This is a genomic window from Enterococcus pingfangensis (assembly GCF_005405205.1).
In the GTDB taxonomy this organism is placed as follows: domain Bacteria; phylum Bacillota; class Bacilli; order Lactobacillales; family Enterococcaceae; genus Enterococcus_A; species Enterococcus_A pingfangensis.
In genome coordinates, this window is sequence record NZ_BJDP01000008.1 from 78,745 (window position 1) to 103,159 (window position 24,415).

The window sequence follows — 24,415 nt, forward strand, 5'->3', positions numbered from 1 at the left end:
GTTCAGATTGATCAATAAAAAATATTAAGCGATGAGCTAGTGTTATCGCTTAATATGTGTTATACTTCTAATTGTAGTTTTTGTACGGTAATATTGGCAAGTTTGTTTCAGACAACATCTTTCCTATTTCACCATTCAAGTAATTACAAACTAATTTTTATCCTAGGAGGATGTTTAACATGGAACAAGGTACAGTAAAATGGTTCAACTCAGAAAAAGGCTACGGATTTATCACTGCTGAAAACGGAAATGACGTATTCGTACATTTCTCAGCTATCCAAGGCGACGGCTTCAAAACTTTAGAAGAAGGTCAAGCAGTGACTTTCGACGTAGAAGACGGCCAACGTGGACCTCAAGCTACAAACGTTAACAAAGCTTAATTAGTAGACTTATAAGCCAGATGCGCAAGCATCTGGCTTTTTTTGTTTTATAATTGGAATCGCTTTAACTAAAGAACTTTCTTGTAGAAAGTGGTACTATTCAGATATAATGCGTGAGGAAGCTGACAAACGATCGCCCGCTTTTTCAGCGAGTCGATGCAACTATCCTGTTAACAAAAATCTTGAATCTAACTACCAGTGGTCATTTGATTACTTGGCAAAGCTGACGATTTATAAAACGATTGAAACAGAAAATTTACTAGTTTGAGGAAGGAGGGGCAAATGTGAAAAAAAGCTATGCAGTCGTGGATATCGAAACGACTGGGACAGATCCCAAGACGGATCGGATCATCCAATTCGGCTGTGCACTGATCGAAGATGGAAAAATCGTGACACATTTTTCAACAGATATCAATCCCGATCAACATATTCCCGCACAGATCCAAACACTGACCGGGATCACCAATCAGCGGATCAAAAAAGCCCCTTATTTTGAAGATGTGGCTCAAACCATTACTAATTTATTAGCAGATACGGTCTTTGTGGCCCATAATATTCATTTTGACTATCCTTTTTTAAGCAATGAATTAGAGCGGTGCGGCATGACGCCGTTAACGATCCCAGGGATTGATACCGTAGAGTTGGCTCAAGTATTTATGCCGACTTCTTTGAGTTTTCGCCTAAAAGATTTGGCACAAGAACTGCACTTGAAGCATGAAAATCCCCACCAAGCCGATAGTGATGCGGATGTTACCGCGCAGCTTTTATTGCATTTAGAAGCGAAGATAAAAGAACTGCCGATCATTACGCTAGAAAAGATCATTACCGCCGCTGATCAAATGGCTTATCAAACGAAAGCCTATTTAGAAGAGTGTTTGACGAATATGCAAGCAGATCCTAAGCCATTATCAAAAGATTTAGTTATTATTCACGGCTTAGCTCTGCGCAAAAAAAGTGTCCCGCTTTTTGCGGAAATTTATTTTGGTAAAAAGGCGTACCCGCGTTCTCGTAAGGATAAGGAAAAAGTTTATCGCGGTGAATTGGATTTTCGCAAAGAACAAGCGCGGTTGATGAATTTAGTGTACGATTTTTTTAATAAAAAAGAAGACAAAAATGTGTTAGTGGAAGCTGCCACTGGGATTGGAAAGACACTGGGATATTTGTTGCCGCTGAGTTATTTAGCGACACCGGAAAAACCGCTAGTGATCAGTACCGTGTCATTATTGCTGCAAGAACAGATCTTGAAACACGATCTGCCGTTGATCAATCGTTTGCTGGATCAGCCGCTGCAGGCGGTAGTAATGAAGAGTAGCCGCCATTATCTCGATTTGGATCGCTTTTATCAAAGTTTCGAAAAAAAATCAGAACAAAAACAATACACCTTTTACCAGATGGCGCTGTTAGTTTGGCTGACACAGACAGAAACGGGCGATTTTGATGAACTGAACATGACGAGCTTGAAGCATCCATTTTGGCAAGAGGTCGCGCATTTAGGCGTGCATACATTAAATCCCAACAGTCCATTTTATTCGGCCGATTTTATTCGCCATCGTCAAGAAAAGTTGGCGCAAAGTAATTTGATCATCACCAATCATGCGTATTTAGCGCAAGAAGATCAGCGCAAAGAGCCGCAATTGCCGAAGAGTCCGTATTTGATCATCGACGAAGCGCATCATTTGAATCATGTATTGGAAAAAAATAGTACTCAGCAGTTCAATTTTATCGTAGTCCAGCGGATGTTCAATCATTTGTGGGACGATCAGCAGTTTTCTGTTTGGCAGCTATTGGTCCAAAAAGATCAGCAGACGCAGCATATGCTAGAGATCCTTCAAGATGTCTTGCAGGAATTAAATGAAGATTTGATCGACTTTTATCAGATTTTCAAAGCGGAGTTCCCTGCTCAAGAAGAGCGTTTGATCACAAAAGAACTGATCGACCAGCTGTCTCCAGCCGGCGAACAACTCTTGAAGCGAGTTGAACTTTTGTATCAGGACGCGTTGACGCTAGGCGATCAGTTGCAAGCCTATTTTAAGCTGTATAAAGAAACTTTTACTATCAAAGAGCAAGCCGAGTGGAGCGAGTTGCAAGCATTATTCGACAGTTTGACTCAACAAAAGACAGCCTTTGAAACTTTCAGCGAAAAATGGGAGGCTCGTTATGTTCATTGGTTCAATGCGAGCCGTAAAACGTTCAAGGTCCAAGATTTGGAAGCATCGATGATCAGCGAGACAAAATGGTACGAACGCTACCAGCAGATTCTTTATTTAGGCGGTACGTTAAAAATCGGCGGTGATCGGCATTATTTTGCGAAACGCTGGGGGATTCCTGAGACAGCACTGAAAATCATCAGCAGTCCGTATGATTATGCTCGCCAAGCAAGGGTCTATCTGCCGACTGAAGGCATCAGTATCCAGACATCATCGCCTGATCAATACGCACAATATGTGGCAAATGTTGTTCATCAAATGGCGAAAAGTCAACAGCGGCCGATTCTAGTGCTGTTCACTTCTCACGATATCTTGAACCGCGTGTATCAGCGAGTCCGCGTCCCATTGCTAAATGAAGGCAGAGATCTCTTGGCCCAAGGTATCGGCGGCAGTCGCGAGAAACTGTTGAAACGCTTTTTGCTCTCAAAAGATGCATTATTATTTGGAGCGGATAGTTTTTGGGAAGGCATCGATTTACCGGGTGACATTCTGCAAATCTTGATTGTGACACGGCTGCCGTTTGAAAATCCAAAGCGGCTACAAGTCAAAGCCCGCAATGATTTTCTAGCAGCGGCGGGGATCAATCCTTTTTATCAAGAAGCAGTCCCACATGCGTCACTGCGGTTGCGTCAAGCGCTAGGTCGTCTGATTCGTTCGGAAGAAGACAAAGGCGTGATGCTGTTATTAGATCAGCGTTTTATCACTGCCAAATACGGTGAAAAATTGCGCAAAGCATTGCCAAAGGAATTGCCGATCAAACAATTGCCGTTAGCGGAAATTTTGGTGGAGACCGATCAATTTTTAAATTCTGACAAAAATGAAGAGAATTAATGAGGGGAAGCCCTTATTTTGGTATAATGTAGCTTGTCTGGAAGGAGGATGATCTTGGATACGAATAGTGCAGGACAACAAAAACTCAACCGTTGGCTGTTAGGAATCGTGACTTTTTTATTGATCATTATTGTAGGAGCTACTATGATTTTTATTCGTTCAAATCGTCCGATGCAGCAAGCCAAAAAAGAAGCTGTCCAAATGGCAGAGAAATATGCTGACTTAAAAACGGTGGATCAATTTTATTGGTTCAATCGCGAAAAGACTTATTTTACAGTCACTGGTGAAAACAACACTGGCGAAGCGATCATTGCGATTGTTCCGAAATCTGGGGAAAAAGTCCGTGTTCTAAATCAAAAAGACGGCCTGACAGAACAGCAAGTAGAAAAACTTTTTGAAAGTGATCATCCGAAGCTGATTTTTGAAAAAGCCAATCTGGGAATCTATCAGGATCAAACGGCCTGGGAAATCACCGCAAAAGATGAGCAAGGCGAGATTCATTACTATTTGCTGGCATTTAAAGACGGCGAAGAAATCAAAGTCATCAAAAAAATTTAAAAAATCTTGGTAAGGGAGTTATCAGTCATGAAATTATCTCAACGTGTAACAAACCTAGAACCGTCCGTCACTTTGGCAGCGGCTGCTAAAGCGAAAGAATTGAAAGCTCAAGGATTAGATGTCATTAATCTGACTGTCGGAGAGCCGAATTTTACTACTCCGGAAAATATCGAATCTGCTGCGATCGAGGGAATCAAAAGCGGCAAGGTCAGTTTCTACACCCCGTCTGGCGGAACACCGGAATTGAAGGCTGCAATTGCAGGTTTTACTGAGAAAAATTATGGCTTGATGATTGAACCTAAAAATATTATCGTAACTAGTGGTGCCAAATTTGCTTTGTATACATTGTTTCAAGCGATTTTGGATGCGGGAGATGAAGTGATCATCCCAGTTCCTTATTGGGTCAGCTACGGCGAACAAGTCAAACTAGCGCAAGGCAATCCGATTTTTGTAACGGGATCACAGGAAAATGATTACAAGATCACCCTTGATCAGCTTGAAGCCGCGCGGACTGAAAAGACGAAAGCACTGATCATTAACTCACCGTCGAATCCAACGGGAATGATCTACACAGAAGCCGAATTACGCGAGATCGGCGAATGGGCAGTTCGTCACGAGCTGTTGATAGTTTCGGATGATATTTATGATCATCTTGTTTATAATGGAAACGAGGCAACTCATATTGCTTCTCTATCTGACGAGATTTTCCACCATACAGTAATTATCAACGGCGTATCAAAGACGTATTCGATGACAGGCTGGCGAATTGGTTATGCGATCGGAAACGCGGAGATTATCGGCGCAATGACTTCAATTGCTTCGCAAGCAACCAGCAATCCGGCATCAGTTAGCCAAGCTGCCGCAGTAGAAGCTCTAGCCGGTGAGCAAGCGACCGCAGAAAAAATGCGTCAAGCATTTGAAGAACGGTTGAACACGATCTATCCTAAACTTGCTGCCGTGCCTGGTTTCAAATTGAACAAACCGCAAGGCGCATTTTATCTGTTTCCAAATATCAAGGAAGCGATGGCAATGGGCGGTTATGACAATGTGACGACTTGGGTAAATGATTTGCTGGAACAAGAACACGTCGCGCTGGTCACAGGCGAAGGTTTTGGCGCTCCTGATAATGTCCGGATGAGTTACTCAGCCAGCATGGAGGATTTAGAAGAAGCTGTTGTACGGATTCGCCGCTTTATCGAAAATAGTAAGCAGTAAAAAATCATTTCGGGATAAATAAAGTTAGGAGAGACATTTGTGGAACAAATTCAAATCATCGATGCCAAGAATCATGTTGGCGAAACAGTAAAAATCGGCGCTTGGGTCGCAAATAAACGTTCAAGCGGAAAGATCTCTTTTTTACAATTACGTGATGGAACAGCTTATTTCCAAGCAGTCGTTGTAAAAAGTGAAGTGCCCGAAGAGGTCTTCCATTTAGCCAAAGAATTGACACAAGAAACATCGATCATTGTAACTGGTGAAATTCGTGAAGACACACGCTCAAAATTCGGTTATGAATTAGGCGTAAAAGAAATCGAAGTGATCGGCGAAAGTCACGATTATCCAATCACGCCGAAAGAACACGGGGTCGATTTCTTAATGGATCATCGTCATCTGTGGTTGCGTTCATCACAACAACACGCGATCATGTTGATCCGCAACGAAGTAATCCGTGCAACGTATGAATTTTTCAATGACAACGGCTTTGTTAAAGTTGATCCGCCGATTTTAACTGGTTCAGCGCCAGAAGGAACCAGCGATTTATTTGAAACTAATTATTTTGACCAAAAAGCCTACCTTTCTCAAAGCGGACAGCTATACATGGAAGCTGCAGCGATGGCGTTAGGTAAAGTTTTCTCATTCGGTCCAACGTTCCGAGCCGAGAAATCAAAAACACGCCGTCATTTGATCGAATTTTGGATGATCGAACCAGAGATGGCTTTCATGCATCAAGAAGAAAGCTTGGAAGTTCAAGAACAATACGTTGCGTATTTAGTTCAAAGTGTCTTAACGAATTGCGACTATGCGTTAGATGTTTTAGGTCGTGACAAAGAAGTCTTGAAGAATTACACAAAACTTCCTTATCCTCGGATTTCTTACGATGATGCGGTTGAATTGTTGAAGAAAAATGGCTTTGAAGATATTGAATGGGGCGATGATTTTGGTTCGCCGCATGAAACCTTTATCGCCAATTCTTTTGATCGTCCAGTGTTCATTTTAAATTATCCAAAAGCGATCAAACCATTCTACATGAAACCACATCCAACACGTGAAGATGTGGTGATCTGCGCTGACTTGATTGCACCAGAAGGTTATGGTGAAATCATTGGCGGTTCGGAACGGGCGACGGATTATAATTATTTATTAGAACAGATCCGCGAAGCCGGTTTAAGTGAAGAAGAATATTCATGGTATTTAGATTTGCGTAAATATGGTACAGTGCCGCATGCCGGTTTTGGTCTAGGACTTGAACGGACGATCACGTTCATTGCTGGGATCGATCATGTGCGTGAAGCCATTCCATTCCCACGTTTATTGAATCGAATCTATCCATAATAAAAGTAAGATGAAGTGTCGAGAGATTCTCGACGCTTTTTTTGTTGAGCTCAAGCGCAAATAGTTAGTCATAAAAAATTGCTGTTTTCTTGTTTGAAAAAGCTTTCATTTCGATTGACATATGAGTGTTCGTTCATATATAATAAACATGAGGAAATATTCATATGTAAGAGAGAAGGGAATCTCATGGAAAAAGTATATCGATTAGATGGGTTGGATTGTGCGAATTGCGCCGCTAAAATTGAACGATCGGTCCAACAAATCAATGGGGTTGAAAATGCGCAAGTGGATTTCATCAGCACGAAACTGACGATTGTCGCACCTGAAAAAGAGATTGAGCGCGTCAGTGAAGAGGCAAAAGCAGTCATTAATAAATTAGAACCCGAAGTAGAAGTAAATAATATCCAGACTGAGAAAACCGAAGAAAGTTCGAAAGGAAAAATCATTCAGATCGCAGCGGCGCTTGTCGGATTAAGTCTTTTGCTTATTTTTCCGCTAGCCATGCCTTGGAAGTTAGTTGCTTATCTGATTTTATACTTATGGATCGGTTATGACGTATTAAAGACGGCGGCCACCAACATTTTCCATGGAGAGATCTTCGATGAAAACTTTTTAATGGCAATCGCAACGATCGGCGCGATTGCGATCGGCGAGTATCCAGAAGCGGTGGCGGTCATGTTGTTTTATCAAGTCGGTGAATTTTTCCAAGATTATGCTGTGGAAAAATCAAGGAAATCAATCAGTTCACTGTTAGCGATCCGACCTGATTCAGCTAATTTGATTCAAGACGGCACAGTGAAAAAAGTAGCACCGAAAACGATTAAAGTTGGTGATCAGATTTTGATCAAACCGGGAGAAAAAGTTCCACTAGATGGGATCGTCAAGAAAGGCAGCTCAATGCTGGATACGTCAGCGTTGACCGGCGAGTCGGTTCCCCGCAGTATTTATCCGTCTGAGCAGATCCTTAGCGGCTTTATCAATCAAAGCGGACAATTAACGGTTGAAGTAACTGCGACATTTGGTGAATCGACTGTCAGCAAGATTTTGGATCTTGTTGAAAATGCCAGCAGTAAAAAAGCGCCAGCAGAAAACTTCATCACTAGTTTTGCCCGCTACTATACGCCGATCGTTGTCGGATTGGCAGTTTTATTAGCTGTTGTTCCGCCACTTGTGACGGGTGATCCTTTTTATGATTGGATCTACCGTGCGTTGACTTTCTTAGTTATTTCTTGTCCATGTGCTTTAGTTATCTCTGTTCCATTGAGTTTTTTTGGCGGGATCGGCGGTGCCAGCAAAGCTGGCATCTTGATCAAAGGAAGCAACTATATCGAAACACTAGCCAACGTTGAAACACTTGTCTTTGATAAAACAGGAACGTTGACTAAAGGCGTCTTTGAAGTGCAGCAAGTTGAAACAACCATCGATCGGAATCTATTTTTACACTATGTGGCAAGTGCTGAACAAAGTTCTAGTCATCCAATTGCACAATCAATCGTAAAATATGTCGATCGACCATTACTGCCAGTGAGTGAGCTAAAAGAAATCGCCGGTTTTGGTATTTCAGTGATGATCGAAACGCATCACTTATTAGTAGGAAACGAAAAATTATTAGCTGAATCTCAGATTTCTTTTCCGGTAATCGATCAAATCGGAACGATCGTTTATGTCGCAATGGATGGAAAATACATTGGTCATTTAGTGATCGCAGATGAATTAAAAGACAACGTCGCTGCAGCGTTGGAAAAAGCCAAAGAACTTGGCGTGAAACGTACCGTGATGTTGACGGGTGACAATCAAGGAATTGCAGATGTAATCGGCAAAAAAATCGGGATCGATCAAGTGTACAGCGAATTATTGCCAGAAGATAAGGTCCATCATTTAGAAGATGAATTGAAACGCGAACACAAAACGGCCTTTGTCGGGGATGGAATGAATGATGCGCCCGTCTTAGCACGATCAGATATCGGGATCGCGATGGGCGGACTTGGCTCAGACGCTGCGATCGAAGCGGCGGATGTTGTGATTATGGATGATCAGCCGGCTAAGATTCCAGTAGCAATCCGAATCGCTCGTAAGACTATGGGCATCGTCAAACAAAATATCGTTTTTGCGATTGGCGTAAAAATTTTAGTGTTGATTTTAGGCGCACTAGGATTTGCGACCATGTATGCTGCGGTCTTTGCAGATGTTGGAGTAACTGTGATCGCAGTATTGAATGCGATGCGGTGTTTGAAAATAAAATAGTTGCGCAAGAAACAGTCTTCTTTTTTGAAGGCTGTTTTTTTGTACAATTTGCAACGCAATCAAGTTTATTTAACAAAAAAATGTAATAAAGAACGCATGCTAAACAGAGTCAGATCAGCAGATAATGTGGCTGCCGCAAAAAAACTAAAAAAAAAACAGCAAAAGGGTTGACGAATATCGATTACAACTGTAAACTTAAAAAGTAGATTACAATTGTAAACGAAAGGAGTGAGACTTATGACAATGACGAATACGCCAATCAAGATCAGTGATTCGGAATGGGAAGTCATGCGCGTGATCTGGACACAGGAGTCTACTACCGCCCAAGAAATCGTGGATATTCTTGGTCAGACGATGGACTGGAAGGCGGCGACAATCAAAACATTATTAGGCCGTTTAGTAAAGAAAGAAGCTGTTCGAACGGAACAATCAGGAAAAAAATATATTTATTATCCGGCGATCAGTGAAGGTGAAACTGTCAAAAGTGCAACAGAAAATTTGTTTTCTCATATTTGTGCGAAACGAATCGGTGAAACAATTGCCGAGTTAGTGGCAGAAGCAGAGCTGACAGAAGCAGACGTCAACTTGATCAAAGAACAGCTGCTCAACAAACAGACTGTAGCGACGATCGAATGCAACTGTATTCCCGGCCAATGCGAATGCAATCATCATAAATAAAACATAGATATTCCGTCGATTTCTTACAGAATCAAGCGGCTAGAAAAATTGAATTAGTTAAAACAAAAAAATTATATCTAAGATAGGGAGCGAATCAAAAATGAAAAAACAATTTGCAATCAATGGAATGAGCTGTAATCACTGCGTGGCAACCGTGGAAAAAGCGATCAATCAATTAGAGGGAATCAATAAAGTGAAAATTGATCTAAAGAAAAATCAAGGCGTCGTTAAATTTGACGAAGCACAAGTATCTGCAGATCAAATTGCAGCAGCTGTGACAGCAGCGGGATATGAAACTGAGGTGATCTAATTGGCAGAGGCAACCGTGGAAACATTTGCGATCACCGGCATGACTTGTGCCAATTGTTCTGCCCGTGTGGAAAAAGAATTGAAGGCGACAAAAGGTGTGCTGGAAGCAAACGTCAATTTAGCTACCGAAAAGGCGACTGTTCAATTTGACGAAAGTCTTACCGCGGAAAATTTAATTCAACGAGTGGAATCTATCGGTTATGGTGCAATTCTTTTTGATGATGAGCATAAGCAAAAGATTGAACAAGAAAAAGCGGCCTATCTCACAAAAATGAAACGTGATTTGATCTTGAGTGCTGTTTTGACAGCGCCATTGATGATCGCAATGATTGCGATGCTGTTAGGCAGTCATGCGGAATGGGTCCATTTTCTACACATACCGCTAGTTCAGCTGATCTTGGCGACGCCGGTTCAATTTGGAGTGGGGCGCCGTTTTTATCGCGGAGCATATCACGCTTTAAAAACCAATGCACCGAATATGGATGTCTTGGTCGCAATGGGAACGACAGCGGCTTTTGCACTGAGTGTGTATAATGGGTTCTTTAATCCACACAATTCAGACTTGTATTTTGAAAGCGGCGGTATGATCATTACGCTGATCTTATTAGGTAAATATTTAGAACAAAAAGCGAAAACTAAAACCAGTGATGCGATCAAACAGTTAATGAGTTTACAAGCTAAGACTGCGACACGGATCGTAGCTGGTGAAGAAAAACAAGTACCGATCGAAGATGTACAAGCCGGCGATCTTTTACGTGTTCGTCCAGGAGAACAGATTCCAGTCGACGGAAAGATTTTTGCTGGTCAGACGACGATCGATGAAAGTATGCTGACAGGTGAAAGCTTGCCAGTGGATAAACAAGTGGATGATCAAGTTTTTGGCGGAACGGTCAATACGACTGGGAGCATTCAATTTACCGCAACCCAAGTCGGTAGTATGACGGTCCTTTCACGGATCATTCGCATGGTAGAAGATGCTCAAGGCGAAAAAGCTCCGATCCAGCAAATTGCTGATAAAATTTCTAAAATTTTTGTTCCCGTTGTTTTAGGAATCGCCCTATTAACGTTGCTTGTGACTGGTTTAGTCACACAAGACTGGCAGCAAGCAATTGTTCACAGCGTTGCTGTTTTAGTGATTGCTTGTCCTTGTGCATTGGGCTTAGCGACACCGACGGCTATTATGGTAGGAACAGGTTTGGGCGCAAAGTCAGGAATCTTGATCAAAGGCGGCGGTGCGTTAGAAAAAATCGCACATTTGACTACAGTCGTTTTAGATAAGACAGGGACTATTACAGAAGGAAAACCTGTAGTGGCTGATTTTGAGGCTTTTGATCCGCAAGCATTAGCGTATTTAACTAGTTTAGAACAACAATCAGAACATCCTTTAGCCAAAGCAATCTATCAATACGGAAAAGACCAGACAGACATTTTGCCAGTTGAAAACTTTGAAAGCCTAACAGGACAAGGCGTTACTGGAGAAATCGATAGAGTAAGTTATTTCGTTGGTTCAAAGCGTGGTTTAAAAGAGCGGGAAATTTCATTTCCGAAAGAACGTGTGGTAGCGTTAGAAGAAGAAGGCAAAACAGTCATGTTTTTGACCGACCAAACTAAAATTTTGGCAATGATCGCAGTAACTGACCAAGTCAAAGCATCTTCTAAAGCGGCGATTACAGCATTGCACCAACTTGGAATCAAAGTGAAAATGCTGACGGGAGACAATCCCCAGACGGCGCGGTACATGGGTGAACAAGTTGGACTGCAAGCAGCAGATATCGTGGCGGAAGTTTTACCGGAAGACAAAGCACAAGTTGTTAAACAACTGCAAACAGCTGGCGAATCTGTAGGGATGGTTGGTGATGGAATCAACGATGCTCCCGCACTCGCTTTGGCGGATATCGGAATTGCGATGGGCAGCGGAACAGATATCGCGATGGAGACAGCGGACATCACTTTGATGAACAGTGATCTTTTATCCGTTGAAAAAAGTATCCGTTTATCTAAATTGACATTAAGAAAGATCAAGCAAAACTTGTTCTGGGCATTTTTATACAATGTAATCGGGATTCCATTCGCCGCGTTAGGATTTTTGAATCCGATCATTGCCGGCGGCGCGATGGCGTTTAGTTCCGTCAGTGTATTGTTGAATTCGCTCAGCTTGAATCAAAAAAAATTGTAGGAGGCGTTTAGCATGAAGCAAGGAGAACAAATGGATGAATCAATGGAGATGGACCATTCAAAGCATGAACATCACGATCACGCTTCGGCTGCAACTAGTGGACATGATCCTCATGAGAATCATGAAATGAATGGACATGATCATGACCATGGTGGGATGGATCATTCGATGCATATGGGAAATTTCAAGCAGAAATTTTGGCTCTCACTTGTTTTGTCGCTGCCTATCATCGTTCTTTCACCAATGATGGGTATCCAGCTTCCGTTCCAATTTACTTTTCCAGGTTCCGAGTGGGTCGTATTAGTTTTAGCGACGATTCTTTTCATCTACGGCGGGCAGCCGTTTTTGAGCGGGGCTAAAATGGAACTAAAAATGAAGAGCCCCGCGATGATGACCTTGATCGCTATGGGCATCTCGGTCGCATATATCTACAGTCTGTATTCATTTGTCGCCAATAAAGTCAATCCACATGAACACGTGATGGATTTCTTCTGGGAATTAGCAACTTTGATCGTAATCATGTTGTTAGGTCATTGGGTAGAGATGAATGCTGTTTCAAATGCCAGCAACGCGTTGAAAAAGTTGGCGGAATTATTGCCGGATGAAGTCAATAAGATTGAAGCAGACGGCACTACTAAAAAAGTAAAATTACAAGAGATTCAACGAGGCGATCAATTGCTCGTGCGCGCTGGCGATAAAATGCCGACTGATGGTGAAATTATCGAAGGTTCTACAATCGCAGACGAGTCTGCGGTTACCGGCGAATCAAAAGGGGTTCAAAAGACAATCGGCGACTCAGTCATCGGCGGTTCTGTCAACGGCGACGGTACTATCAAATTAAAAGTTACTGGGACGGGTGCAGACGGTTATCTTGCCAAAGTTATGACGATGGTAAAACAAGCCCAGCAAGAGAAATCAAAATTAGAATCAATCTCGGATAAAGTAGCTAAATGGCTGTTTTATATCGCGCTATCAGCTGGGATCTTGACATTCATTACGTGGTTGTTCTTAGCAGATCTACCGCAAGCCTTAGAACGAATGGTGACTGTTTTTGTAATTGCTTGTCCCCATGCATTAGGTTTGGCAATTCCGCTAGTGATCGCTCGCTCAACTTCTTTAGCAGCTAAAAATGGTTTGTTGCTAAAAAGTCGGCAAGCTTTAGAACAAGGAAATCAATTGGATTATGTTTTTCTCGATAAAACGGGAACCTTGACTGAAGGCAAATTCACTGTAACCGGTGTAGAAGTATTGACGGATATCAGTCAAGCAGAGGCGTTGAAATATATTGGCGCTTTAGAAAATCAAACCAATCATCCATTAGCAGTCGGCGTTATGAATTATTTGAAATCAGAAACGATCGAACCGTATCAAGCGCAAGACGTTTCAACAATCAAAGGTGTTGGGGTCAGCGGAACAGTAGAAGGTCACCAGGTTGTTTTAGCTAACCAAAAGGAAATCGAAAAACGTCAGTTGCATTTTGATCAGGAAAAATTAAAAGACTATCAAGCACAAGGCAATACGATTTCCTTCTTATTGATTGATCAACAGTTGATCGCCTTTTTCGCGATGGGAGATACTTTAAAAGATCAAGCACAAGACTTTATCAAGAACTTGCGGGCAGCAGGGATCGAGCCGGTGATGTTGACGGGAGATAACAACGAAGCAGCAAAAGCAGTCGCTGATTATTTAGCAATTAAAGAATTTTATAGTGAACTGTTGCCGGATGATAAAGAAAAGATCATCAAACGCTACACCGATAAAGGAAAGAAAGTTATGATGGTCGGTGATGGAATCAATGATGCGCCGGCTTTGGCAAGGGCTTCGATCGGAATGGCAATTGGTGCCGGAACCGATATCGCAATCGATTCAGCTGACGTCGTCTTGACCAACAGCAACTTGCAAGACATTCTGAAATTTGTTCAGTTAGCTAAACGGACACACAGTAAGATGATCCAAAATCTTTGGTGGGGAGCAGGGTACAATATTATAGCAATCCCACTGGCTGCTGGAATCTTAGCACCTATCGGGATCCTCTTGAGTCCAGCTGTCGGAGCGATTTTGATGTCATTGAGTACAATCATCGTAGCAATCAATGCGATGACTCTAAACGTCTGAGAATTCAGGCGTTTTTTTTCATGTAAAAAAATTGAGAAAAACCCTGATCACCTCTTATGCTATTTTGAAAGAAAAGACGAGAAGTGGGTGAAATGAATGATCTGGCAAGCGATGACTGGAAAAAAATGCCATCGACAACTGCGATTGATCGAATTATTGCAAAATGAATGTTATTCAGTCAGTGAACTGGCGGATCAAACCAAGGTGAGCGCTAAAACGATCCTCCGCGATCTAACGGAACTACGGCAAAAAAATTATGTACGAAGAGCAAAATATTGGCAGATTAATTGGCAGCATGAACCAAACTCCGCGAAACTCTATCGGAAACTATTGCTGTCAGATCCGTGCTTTCAGCTTTTTCGACAATACCTTTGGAATTTGGGGACGCTAGAGGCAAACGATTCGCAGCTGAAAAAATTAAATCAATCTTTGATCCGCTGGAATCTTTTTACGAATCTTCAATCAGGCGGTTTGATTGGAAAAACGGCAGTGATCATCCATTTACAGCTGCGGTATTTGCGTGATTTTTATCAATTTGATGAGGCAGAGCTGTACAAACAATTGGAAGCGTATTGTCCGCCTGTTTCCGATTTATTAAATCCAGCGTTATTTCCTGATCGAAAAATGGTTGAAAACTTCATAAAAAAGTTCGGCTTGTCTGCTGAACGAGCAGAGTATTTTTTCTTAGATTATACGCGATACCATTATCAATTTTGTGCTGATTTTTATCGAAGTCATCAAGTGTATCGAACAGGTTTGTATCGAGAAATACGAAAAACGCTGATCCTCATCGAACGAATGACGGATTGGGAGACAGAATTAACAAAAAAAATCGTTGAAACGAAATTGTTTGAGTTGTTTTTAGGAATTTATCAAGGACTGCCGCTTGCAGTGATGTACCCGTCACAGGTCGAAACGACTGCTGAAAATTTTTATATACTTAGTAAAAAAATGAAACAGCTGATGCCGCTATTGAGTAATTGCCGCTTAGATGAACTAGCTAGCGCATTAGAAACGATTTTTTCTTCCAGCCGCCAAATCGTACTAGCTCTGAATCCTGATTTAAGCTCCTCCTTGCTGATACAAGAACGGTATCAGGCTTTTTTGTCTTTTACGGAAGGAAAGTAAGGCGAAGATTTTTCTTCAAGAAAGGTTATGCTATAATAATGAGGACTAAACTAACGATCGCCTTTTACTCGCCAAACTTTTAAAGTTTCAGCGTAATAAGTAAAATGACAGACAAATAAAAACAGGAGTGAGTTCTTTCGTTTGAAAAACTAATTCCATTAGTAAGAAGCAGGAGGAGAGCAGAATGGGATTACGAAAATTAGATGTTCCGACATCTTCGATCACTGAAGTAAAAAAATCACCAATGGATGTTTTCGCTCAAGCTCGTAAAGCAGAGACTGGCGTGTATATCTTTAATCGCGAAAAGATCGCTGGTGTGATGCTGACTAAAGAACAATATGAAGCACTGGTTGAAGAATTAGACACGCTGCGCGATGCCTTATATCAACCGGTGGAACGAGAATTGCCCGTTCCTGAAGAGTTGGAAGAACTTGCGACTGCTTTGCGAACGACTTTAGTAAAAGGTTCAGTCATCACAGCGCGTTACTTGGATGAACGCATGGTGGCAACCGGCTTTATCACTAAAAAAACCGGATTCGGCGGCGTGACGGAAATGATGAAAGAATTGGAAGATACAGGAAAAATCATCTACCAATTGCGCCGACGGGAACATAATAAAGTCATCTATGCTGAGATTTTTGGCGAACCGCAAGAATTTCAACGCGCGGCCGCGGATAAGATAATGATCCGCAAAGTGAATTTGATTGAACGATGAGGTTATAGTAGAAGTGGGCAGCTTCAATAAATCAGCCGGAATTTTTGAAAATTATTTCTCAAATTTTTGTGAAATTTCGGCTGATTTCCGAAGCGACTACTTCTCACCGTTTATTTGTAAAAAGAAGTTATGACAAAAAAAATGTCATAACTTCTTTTTTTGTAAGCTCTAATTCGTAATCTAAGTACATTAGCGAAATCAAAATTATTCAAGAAAAATAAACTAGCTGTTGGGAATTTCACTCCAAGTAAGTCAGAAATCAACACGACCGGTTTCCTCTTGCGAATTAGAATCATCTGCATAAATTCCTTCTACATTCAACATGAATAATTGTACGTGAACGGATGTTCGGCTATAATGAATATAGAAAATTATTTGAAGGAGGCGGGCAGGATGGCTGAGTTGGTTTTTCCGTTAAAAAATGATACTTCGCGAAAAATTATCCATATAGATATGGATGCTTTTTTTGCGTCCGTTGAAGAACGAGATGATCCGGAGTTAGCCAAACATCCGCTAGTGATTGCTCGCCACCCGTCTGATACTGGCGGCAAAGGGGTCGTGACCACAGCCAATTACAAGGCGCGAATTTATGGCATCCACTCAGCGATGAGTGCGCAAAAAGCGTTCGAATTGTGTCCGCAGGCAGTTTTTAAACCGGGTGATCATGAAAAATATAGTGCCGTTTCAAAACAAGTTCGGGCGATCTTCAGCCGTTATACAGAGACGATCGAGCCGGTTTCAATCGATGAAGCCTATCTTGATGTGACCGAAAATAAAATCAATGCTCGTTCAGCCGTTAAGATCGCTCGGTTGATCCAGCAAGATATTTGGCAAGAATTGCAATTGACTTGTTCTGCCGGTGTCAGCTACAATAAATTTTTGGCTAAGCTGGCTTCCGATTATCAAAAGCCGCAGGGCATGACAATGATCTCTCCAGATGAGGCGGTCATCTTTTTGAAACGTTTGCCGATTGAAAAATTTCACGGTGTCGGCAAGAAGACGGTACCGAAAATGAATGAATTAGGTATTTTTACGGGTGCGGATCTCTATGATAAAAGTGAAATGTTTTTAATCCAAGAGTTTGGCAAGATGGGTTATTCTTTGTATCGGAAGGTGCGCGGGATTCACGATTCGCCAGTCAGCATCACGCGGGAACGAAAATCAGTAGGCAAAGAACATACTTATGGCCGCCCCTTATCAACAGATGAAGAAGTTTTGAGCCAGCTGCGGCAGTTGTCAGAAAAAGTCGAAACAGCACTAAAACGTGTTCAACGCCATGGTAAAACAGTTGTAGTCAAGATTCGTTATGCGGATTACACGACAGTGACCCGCCGAGTGACGTTGCCGTATTACATAGAAAAGAAAGAAGAATTGTTTTCTCAAGCAAGTTTGATCTGGGAAGAAATCGGCGGAATTGAAAAAGGGATCCGCTTGGTCGGTATCACCTTGACCAATCTAGATCCCGTCGCCTATGAAAATATTGTGTTGCCTTTATGGGAAGAGCGATCAAATTAGGTCGCTCTTTTTGATTTGTTCAAATGCTTTTTCTGAGTCGTGGAGTTTTTCCCAGATTACGACTTCACCTTGTGCCAATGATTTTTTGACGTCGATGATCCGTTGATTGGCACTGCCGCGAAATTGCAGCATCAAGTTTTTTTGAGTGAGTTCGAAGCGTCCATCAACGAGGATGTCGATTTTGCTCAACATTTCTAGTTTATCGTCGCTGTCTAACAACAATTCTTCAAACGTATAACCGCTCCAAGACCAAATATCTTTGCTATCGCCAAATTCGCTGCGAATCCGATCGATTACTTTCAAACAAACTTGAGTATTCAAAAAAGGTTCGCCGCCTAAAAAAGTAAGTCCTTGAACATAATCATGAGTGGTATCGGCAATGATTTGATCTTCTAAAGCTTGAGTAAACGGTTTGCCATAACGAAAATTTTGCGCCGCGGCGTTGAAGCAGCCTTCGCAAGCGAAGGGACAGCCGCTGACATATAGGCTGTTGCGGACACCTTCGCCATCGACAAAGTTAAAGGGTTTATAATCAGCGATATATTGTTGGCTGAGTTCACTAGCCAGCCATTCTTTTGGTTGAGGATTACGCATGTTTTCCACCTTTCAAGTAAAACAGGGAGCGGCAAAGAGCGCCGTCCCTGTCATTTCTGATTATTTTTTGCTGAATGAGCGGTTTTCTAACAAGTTTTACTTTTAAGAGTTATAGCTCAAATTGTTTTTAATTATTTCATGTGTTTTACGCGCGAAGCAATTTCTTCGTGACGGCCGTGGACCATAGGACGTGCTTGCGGATTTCCTAAGTAGCCGCAAGTCCGTTTCACGACGTCGCAAGATTTTGGATCATGATTGCCGCATTGTGGACATTCAAAACCGCGCTTCGTTGGTTTGAAATCTCCTTCAAAACCACATTTGTAGCAATGATCAATCGGTGTATTCGTTCCTAGATAAGCGATCCGATCATAACCGTAATCCCAAACAGCTTCTAGCGACTTAGGATTTTGTTGTAAAACAGGGTATTCGCAATAGTGGATGAATCCGCCAGAGCAATATGCGGGATAATCTTTTTCAAAATCCAACTTCTCAAAAGGTGTTGGATTTTTCCGCACGTCATAATGGAAACTATTTGTGTAATAGTCTTTGTCGGTAATATTTTCGACAAGGCCGAAACGTTCAGTATCTAAACGACAGAAGCGATCCGTTAAACTTTCGCTTGGTGTTGAGTAGACGCTGAAATGATAACCGTACTCATCTCCCCAAGTATCAGCGTGTTCTTTCAAGTCTTTCATGATATCCAAAGTGAATTCTTTTGCTTTGGGATTGCCTTCCCATGCTCCGCCGTAAAAGACACTGGCTACTTCGTAAAGACCGATATAACCTAAAGAGATCGTTGCGCGTTTATTTTTGAACAATTCATTGACTGAATCGGTTCGTTTCAACCGTTTGCCAAACGCTCCATATTGGTAAAGGATCGGCGCATTTGCAGGAGTTGCTTCTTTGCAGCGATCAATCCGAAAGACTAACGCATCTTTAACGATTTGCAGCCGTTCTTCTAGTAAAGACCAGAATTTATCTTTGTCGCCGCCTGATTCCATCGCGATCCGCGGCAAGTTCAACGTAACGACGCCTAGATTCATCCGGCCAACATTTACTTCTTCACCATTTTCATCTTTCCAGCCTTGCAAGAATGAACGACAACCCATTGGTACTTTGAAACTGCCGGTCAGCTCGATCAATTTATCATAATTCAAGATGTCTGGGTACATCCGTTTGGTTGCACATTCTAATGCCAACTCTTTGATATCATAGTTCGGATCCGTGGGTTCTAAGTTCGTTCCGCGGCGTAAAGTAAAAATCAATTTAGGGAAGATCGCCGTCCGTTTTTCACTGCCTAAGCCTTCGATTCGAATCTGTAAGATCGCTTTTTGGATCTCCCGTTCAAACCAATCCGTCCCCAGACCAAAACCTAATGAAGTAAATGGCGTTTGTCCATTTGAAGTAAACAATGTGTTAATTTCGTATTCTAAACTTTGCATCGCGTCATAAATATCTTTTTGTGTTTTTTGTTTCGCAAAAGCTTTTTGTCTTTCGGGATCATCAATCCATTCTTCTGCGTCTTTCAAATGTTTCTTATAATTCAAGCGGGCAAAAGGCGCTAATAATTCATCCGTTCGATCAGAAGAACAGCCGCCGTATTGACTAGAAGCGACATTGGCGATGATTTGTGAGATTTGAGCCGTTGCTGTTTGGATCGATTTAGGACTTTCAACTTCGGCGTTTCCGATTTTGAAGCCGTCGTTCAACATGCCTTTGAAGTCAATCAAACAGCAGTTAGTCATCGGTGTGTATGGATGGTAATCCAAATCATGGTAATGGATATCGCCTTTTTGATGCGCGTTTGCAACATGTGCCGGCAGCATTTTTAAACCGATTGATTTGCCGACGATCCCGGCAGTTAAATCCCGTTGTGTATTAAAAACATCGCTGTCTTTATTGGCATTTTCATTCACGACACTTTGGTCTTTGTTGATCAATTTGCCAATCGTAAAATTAATATCGGTAGCTTTGCTCCGTTGAAAGTCGCGGCGTGTCCGATAATTGATGTATTCTTCAGCTAATTCATATTCGTTGTGTTCTAATAATATATGTTCCACAATATTTTGGATTTCATAGATTTTGATGTCATTAGTAAAACGTTCTGAGATTTCAGCATCTACTCGTTCCACGATCGACTGGATCCGATCATGAGCCAATGGGTCGACAGATCCCTTGATTTTTGTTTCTGCTTTGATCAAGGCGTCATAAATTTTTTGATCATCAAATGATGCACGGCGGCCATCGCGTTTGATAACCTTAATATTTTTTAGCGACGGCTGATACTTACTGATTAATGAATCTTTTGTGCGGATTTCCATCATTACAAACAACTCCATTTCCTTTAAACTTCACTATCAATCATATAGCATTTCCAATATCGTTGCAACGATATATAGTATTATTTTTTTGAATAAATAGAAAAACACACTATATATAGTGTGTTTGTTTGACAAGAAATAAGAAGAAACCGATGAGACCAAGTTTCTATTCAAGATAAAATAACTAAAAAATATTTTTTCAAAAAAGTGAAAAAATTGTAAGTTGATTAAAGGTCGTTTCACGTAAGAATCCAACTTTTATATGATACCATAAAAGAAAAAAATAGGACGTTAAAAAAAAGAATTTATCGAGACTTTTCATATTTTCTGCGGAGAATAAAAAAGAATCGCTCAAATTAGGATAGGAGGGATCAGATGAAAAGAATGATTGATGTGCAGCATCTTAGCAAAAGTTTTGGCACACGCAATAATAAAGTCACGGTCTTGAATGACTTGAATTTTACAGTAGAAAAAGGCGAATTTGTCGGCATTATGGGTCCAAGCGGTGCGGGGAAAACAACCTTGATGAATATTCTCTCGACTATTTTATTGCCGACGATGGGCGCTGTTAAGATTGCCGGAGCAGACATTACCCAAATGCGGGAGAAACATTTAACCGATTTTCGGCGGGAAAAGCTGGGCTTTATTTTTCAAGATTTCAATTTGATCAACAGTTTGACGGTAAAAGATAATATTATTTTGCCATTAACCGTCAGCAAACTTTCATACGCTGAGATCGAAGAACGGATCCAGCATTTAGCAAAAATTTTAAAGATCGAATCTATTTTGACACGTTACCCAGAAGAAATCTCCATCGGGCAGCAGCAGCGGACTGCGGCAGCTCGCGCGCTGATCAGCCAGCCGTTAGTTTTGTTTGCTGACGAACCGACTGGATCATTGGATTCAAAAGCCGCGACAGAATTTTTGAACTATTTGGATGAAGTGAATCTCCATGAAGAAATGACGATCTTGATGGTGACCCACGATCCGTATACGGCGAGTTATTGCAATCGGGTATTATTCATCAAAGATGGGCGCTTTTTTTCAGAAGTTGTTCGCCGCTCTTCACGGAAAGCTTTTTTTGAAAAAGTCATTGATATGCAGGCGACGATTGGCGGAGGTGGAAAGGCCAATGCTGATTAGCATCATTTGGCGCGGATTCAAAAAACAATTAACTAATTATTTGATCTTTTTTTTCAGTTTGATTTTCGCGGTGATGGTCTATTATTCTTTCACCGCTATGACCTACGAACAACCGTTGATCCGCAGTGCGGGGAAAAATACTCAGCTTGTCGGGATGCTGGGATTTGGCAGTTTTGCGGTAGTATTGATCCTGCTGTTTTTCATGGCGAATACGAATCGGTTTTTCATTGAGAATCGCCGGAAAGATATTAGTATCTTCCATTTGTACGGGTTGAATTATTATCAAATCTGTCTATGGTTCATTTCAGAGATTTTTTTTATCGGGATCTTTTCTTTTGGGATCGGAATTGGTTTGGGAATCTTATTATCGAAGCTGTTCAGCATGATCTTAGTCAAAGCGATGGATCTTTCTTTGCAAGTCCATTTCTTTTTTTCACCGGATGCGGTCCTCACAACGGGCTTAGTTGTTTTGTTCATTCTTGTCGCCGTCTCTTTTCAAATCTTATGGCTAGTATCAGGCTATAAATTTTCACATCTGAAAAAACAACGGTTGCGCAAAGTTCGAGCGATGAAAATCTCGTTGTGGCAAAAAATGCTGGGGATCTTGGGGGCTTTATTTTTACTAAGCGGTTGGACGTTGGCCGTAGCGTACACTTTCTTTGTCCGCAAAATGAGTGATCTGTTTGGTTTGCTTCAAGGAACCGTATTGTTAATGAGCGTGATCTTTGGTTTGTGCGTGATCGGCAGCTATCTCTTTTTCGCGTTCACACTGCGCTGGTACAATTCATATCGACCTAAACGGCTGAATAAAAACCTTGGTATGCTGTCAAGAAGCGAGTGGCAATTACGGCTATTCAGCGAATGGTGTTTTTTTGGCTCGATCACAGTTGCTTTAGGTTTGGCATTAGCGATCTTAGGCGGAATGGTCGCACTCGTTTCACTAGAGATGCGTTCAGTAAATGAAATCGCGCCGGCCTCGTTGATGCTTACACATGAAAGTTATGAAAAATTCGCATCAAAATTGCAAAGTACCATTCCCTATCAACGACAAACCTTGCAGTTCAAAGCGGTACCGGCAAAACAAAACGTTGAGATTCGTGGCGAAGGGGTAAACTCAGGACCAGAAGTCATGGATCTGATCGCTGTTTCAGATTATCGCGCCTTTCAAAAAATCAATCCGACGTTGGAAGATATCCAGTTGGATTCCGATCGTTCGACAGTTGTCTTAAGCTCGTACCAACGCTATTTGAACGATTATACACGCTACAGCGAGACGATCAATTTGAAAGAACAAAATATAACGATTCAAGCGATCTCCCCCAATTTTTTCGGGGATACAAATTTGCGTTATGGAACAGGGCTGATCGTTGTTTCCGATGAGTTGTTTGAGCAAACAGTCGGCCTTGCCTATACGACTGAAGTGATTAACGTAGATCCGCAATTTGAGAATAAGTTAAATCAGTTGATTCGCAAAAACTTGGAAGGGAATTGGGATCATCCAATCCATTATAACCTTGCGTGGAAAAATCAGCAGATTATTGGTGAAATTGTTGAAGGCAAAGGAGAAGAAACAGATTCGACGATTTATCGTTCGGAGTATACTTCGCATCAAGAAACGTATCGAACGACGCGCAGTAGTGTAGGTTTAGTTTTATTTGTAGTGACCTTTGTTACAACGACTTTTATTATTACGACAGCTAGCATGGTGACCTTGCGCCAGCTCTCAGAATTTAAGCAGAAAAAAAAACAATATGGCTTGTTGCGGCAAATGGGAATTCCAGCCAAAACAATCTATCAAGAAATCAAACGCGAAAATCGCGTCGTCTTTTTTATTCCAGCCCTCTTGGCGCTGATCCACAGCATGCTGGCACTTTCAGTAATCGCTCATATTGCTAAAAATGCAAACTATGGTTTTGTTTATCTTTTCTGCGGTTTGATGCTAGTTGTTTATGCATTGTTTTACTGGGCAGCCTGCGCCTATCAGAAAAAAATAGTATAAAAAACAGCTCATTGTTGGTCCAGTGAGCTGTTTTTTTAGGCTAAAGCTTCTATATAATAGCTGATTTGAAAAAACAATCGTCAAAGAAGCTAGAAATTATTGATGTGAAATATTAAAAAAATTCAAGCAAAGTACTTGACCATTCCACTATATAGTATTATTATATACCAGAACCTAGTAACAACGAGTACCGTGGATGGATGATTGTTCAAAGGTTTTATCGTTCGTTTGCTACCTAGTATAACTACATACATAGCATAATCAAATTGGATGAAAGAAAGGAAACCGTGATGAAAGGATTAACAGAACTGCTTAAAGGCGTGTTGGAAGGGATCGTCCTTCAAAAAATCGCCAAAGGAGAGACTTATGGTTATGAGATCACCAACTATTTAGTCGATCTTGGATTTGAAGATATTGTTGAGGGAACGGTTTATACGGTTTTGCTGCGATTGGAGAAAAAAGGATTGCTGGCTGTTGAAAAACGTAAATCTGAATTGGGACCGCCGCGTAAATTCTATTCGCTGAATGAAGCGGGGCAAGCGTATTTAGAAGAATTTTGGAAAAAGTGGAATTTTTTAGAAGAACGATTGAAAGAGTTAAAAGGGGAGAAATAAGATGAAATGGTATAAAAAGATGCGAGCTGAGAAAAAGCGATACAAAGATTATTTAAAAGAAAAAGCGAAGTTGCCAAAAGAATATGAACAAGCGTTGACAGCATTGGATCATTATATGATGAATTTCGTCGGTAACAGTGATTTTATGGGGATCTTTGAAGATCTGCTGCAATTGTTCGCTGATGGGGCTGCAGAAGGACGTTCGATCAATGAGCTTGTCGGCAACGACCCAGTAAAATTTGCTGATGAGATCATGGCTGAATATCCGGAAGTTCTTTGGTACAGCAAGACACGAAAAAAATTAAAAGATGAATTTGAAAGGATTGAAAAATAAA

Annotated in this window: 19 protein-coding genes; 17 read left to right on the forward strand and 2 right to left on the reverse strand. The window is 41.4% G+C overall.

What is annotated here, in order from left to right; all coding sequences use genetic code 11:
- Nucleotides 1-179 precede the first annotated feature (179 nt).
- From FFM63_RS06485 to dinB, 13 genes are all read left to right on the forward strand, one after another.
- On the forward strand, nucleotides 180-380 hold the full coding sequence (locus FFM63_RS06485) for a cold-shock protein (RefSeq protein ID WP_010740784.1): 201 nt from the start codon (nucleotides 180-182) through the stop codon (nucleotides 378-380).
- 284 nt (nucleotides 381-664) lie between these two features.
- Nucleotides 665-3,418: a helicase C-terminal domain-containing protein gene (locus FFM63_RS06490; RefSeq protein ID WP_137609507.1), complete on the forward strand. Its 2,754-nt coding sequence runs from the start codon at nucleotides 665-667 to the stop codon at nucleotides 3,416-3,418.
- 54 nt (nucleotides 3,419-3,472) lie between these two features.
- Nucleotides 3,473-3,976: a cell wall elongation regulator TseB-like domain-containing protein gene (locus FFM63_RS06495; protein ID WP_137609508.1), complete on the forward strand. Its 504-nt coding sequence runs from the start codon at nucleotides 3,473-3,475 to the stop codon at nucleotides 3,974-3,976.
- Nucleotides 3,977-4,003: 27 nt separating this feature from the next.
- Nucleotides 4,004-5,191 carry a pyridoxal phosphate-dependent aminotransferase gene (locus tag FFM63_RS06500; RefSeq protein ID WP_137609509.1) on the forward strand — a complete coding sequence of 396 codons (1,188 nt, stop codon included), beginning with the start codon at nucleotides 4,004-4,006 and terminating at the stop codon, nucleotides 5,189-5,191.
- A gap of 39 nt (nucleotides 5,192-5,230) precedes the next feature.
- Nucleotides 5,231-6,529, forward strand: a complete 1,299-nt coding sequence (gene asnS / locus FFM63_RS06505) for an asparagine--tRNA ligase (RefSeq protein WP_137609510.1) — start codon at nucleotides 5,231-5,233, stop codon at nucleotides 6,527-6,529.
- Nucleotides 6,530-6,715: 186 nt separating this feature from the next.
- Nucleotides 6,716-8,773, forward strand: coding sequence for a heavy metal translocating P-type ATPase (locus tag FFM63_RS06510; RefSeq protein WP_137609511.1), 2,058 nt, complete (start codon nucleotides 6,716-6,718; stop codon nucleotides 8,771-8,773).
- A 237-nt stretch (nucleotides 8,774-9,010) separates the two neighbouring features.
- On the forward strand, nucleotides 9,011-9,451 hold the full coding sequence (locus FFM63_RS06515) for a CopY/TcrY family copper transport repressor (protein WP_137609512.1): 441 nt from the start codon (nucleotides 9,011-9,013) through the stop codon (nucleotides 9,449-9,451).
- Nucleotides 9,452-9,551: 100 nt separating this feature from the next.
- Entirely contained in the window at nucleotides 9,552-9,761 is a 210-nt protein-coding gene (copZ, locus tag FFM63_RS06520; protein WP_137609513.1) for a copper chaperone CopZ, read from the forward strand.
- Nucleotides 9,762-11,936 carry a heavy metal translocating P-type ATPase gene (locus tag FFM63_RS06525; protein ID WP_137609514.1) on the forward strand — a complete coding sequence of 725 codons (2,175 nt, stop codon included), beginning with the start codon at nucleotides 9,762-9,764 and terminating at the stop codon, nucleotides 11,934-11,936. It begins immediately after the preceding gene.
- A 12-nt stretch (nucleotides 11,937-11,948) separates the two neighbouring features.
- Nucleotides 11,949-14,051 carry a heavy metal translocating P-type ATPase gene (locus FFM63_RS06530; protein ID WP_137609515.1) on the forward strand — a complete coding sequence of 701 codons (2,103 nt, stop codon included), beginning with the start codon at nucleotides 11,949-11,951 and terminating at the stop codon, nucleotides 14,049-14,051.
- A 96-nt stretch (nucleotides 14,052-14,147) separates the two neighbouring features.
- Nucleotides 14,148-15,179, forward strand: a complete 1,032-nt coding sequence (locus FFM63_RS06535; protein WP_137609516.1) for a DeoR family transcriptional regulator — start codon at nucleotides 14,148-14,150, stop codon at nucleotides 15,177-15,179.
- A gap of 184 nt (nucleotides 15,180-15,363) precedes the next feature.
- Entirely contained in the window at nucleotides 15,364-15,894 is a 531-nt protein-coding gene (locus FFM63_RS06540) for a type II toxin-antitoxin system Phd/YefM family antitoxin (protein WP_137609517.1), read from the forward strand.
- Nucleotides 15,895-16,287: 393 nt separating this feature from the next.
- Entirely contained in the window at nucleotides 16,288-17,409 is a 1,122-nt protein-coding gene (gene dinB, locus FFM63_RS06545) for a DNA polymerase IV (protein WP_137609518.1), read from the forward strand.
- Here dinB and nrdG read toward each other — a convergent pair.
- The gene (nrdG, locus tag FFM63_RS06550; protein ID WP_137609519.1) at nucleotides 17,401-18,003 is read right to left on the reverse strand and encodes an anaerobic ribonucleoside-triphosphate reductase activating protein; all 603 of its coding nucleotides are present in this window, start codon (nucleotides 18,001-18,003) and stop codon (nucleotides 17,401-17,403) included. The two genes, dinB and nrdG, sit on opposite strands and share 9 nt — an antisense overlap.
- Before the next feature lie 131 nt (nucleotides 18,004-18,134).
- Nucleotides 18,135-20,327 (reverse strand): anaerobic ribonucleoside-triphosphate reductase, encoded by a 2,193-nt coding sequence (nrdD, locus tag FFM63_RS06555; RefSeq protein ID WP_137609520.1) that lies wholly within the window; start codon nucleotides 20,325-20,327, stop codon nucleotides 18,135-18,137.
- Between the two features lie 372 nt (nucleotides 20,328-20,699).
- Between nrdD and FFM63_RS06560 the strand changes: the two genes are divergently transcribed.
- The 4 genes from FFM63_RS06560 (at nucleotide 20,700) to FFM63_RS06575 (ending at nucleotide 24,414) form a co-directional block, all read left to right on the forward strand.
- Nucleotides 20,700-21,467, forward strand: coding sequence for an ABC transporter ATP-binding protein (locus FFM63_RS06560; RefSeq protein WP_137609521.1), 768 nt, complete (start codon nucleotides 20,700-20,702; stop codon nucleotides 21,465-21,467).
- Nucleotides 21,457-23,466 (forward strand): ABC transporter permease, encoded by a 2,010-nt coding sequence (locus FFM63_RS06565; protein WP_137609522.1) that lies wholly within the window; start codon nucleotides 21,457-21,459, stop codon nucleotides 23,464-23,466. The genes FFM63_RS06560 and FFM63_RS06565 overlap by 11 nt, the downstream gene beginning before the upstream one ends.
- 290 nt (nucleotides 23,467-23,756) lie before the next feature.
- Entirely contained in the window at nucleotides 23,757-24,080 is a 324-nt protein-coding gene (locus FFM63_RS06570) for a PadR family transcriptional regulator (protein WP_137609523.1), read from the forward strand.
- A 1-nt stretch (nucleotide 24,081) separates the two neighbouring features.
- Complete coding sequence (locus tag FFM63_RS06575) at nucleotides 24,082-24,414, forward strand: DUF1048 domain-containing protein (RefSeq protein ID WP_137609524.1); 333 nt, start codon at nucleotides 24,082-24,084, stop codon at nucleotides 24,412-24,414.
- Nucleotide 24,415 lies beyond the last annotated feature (1 nt).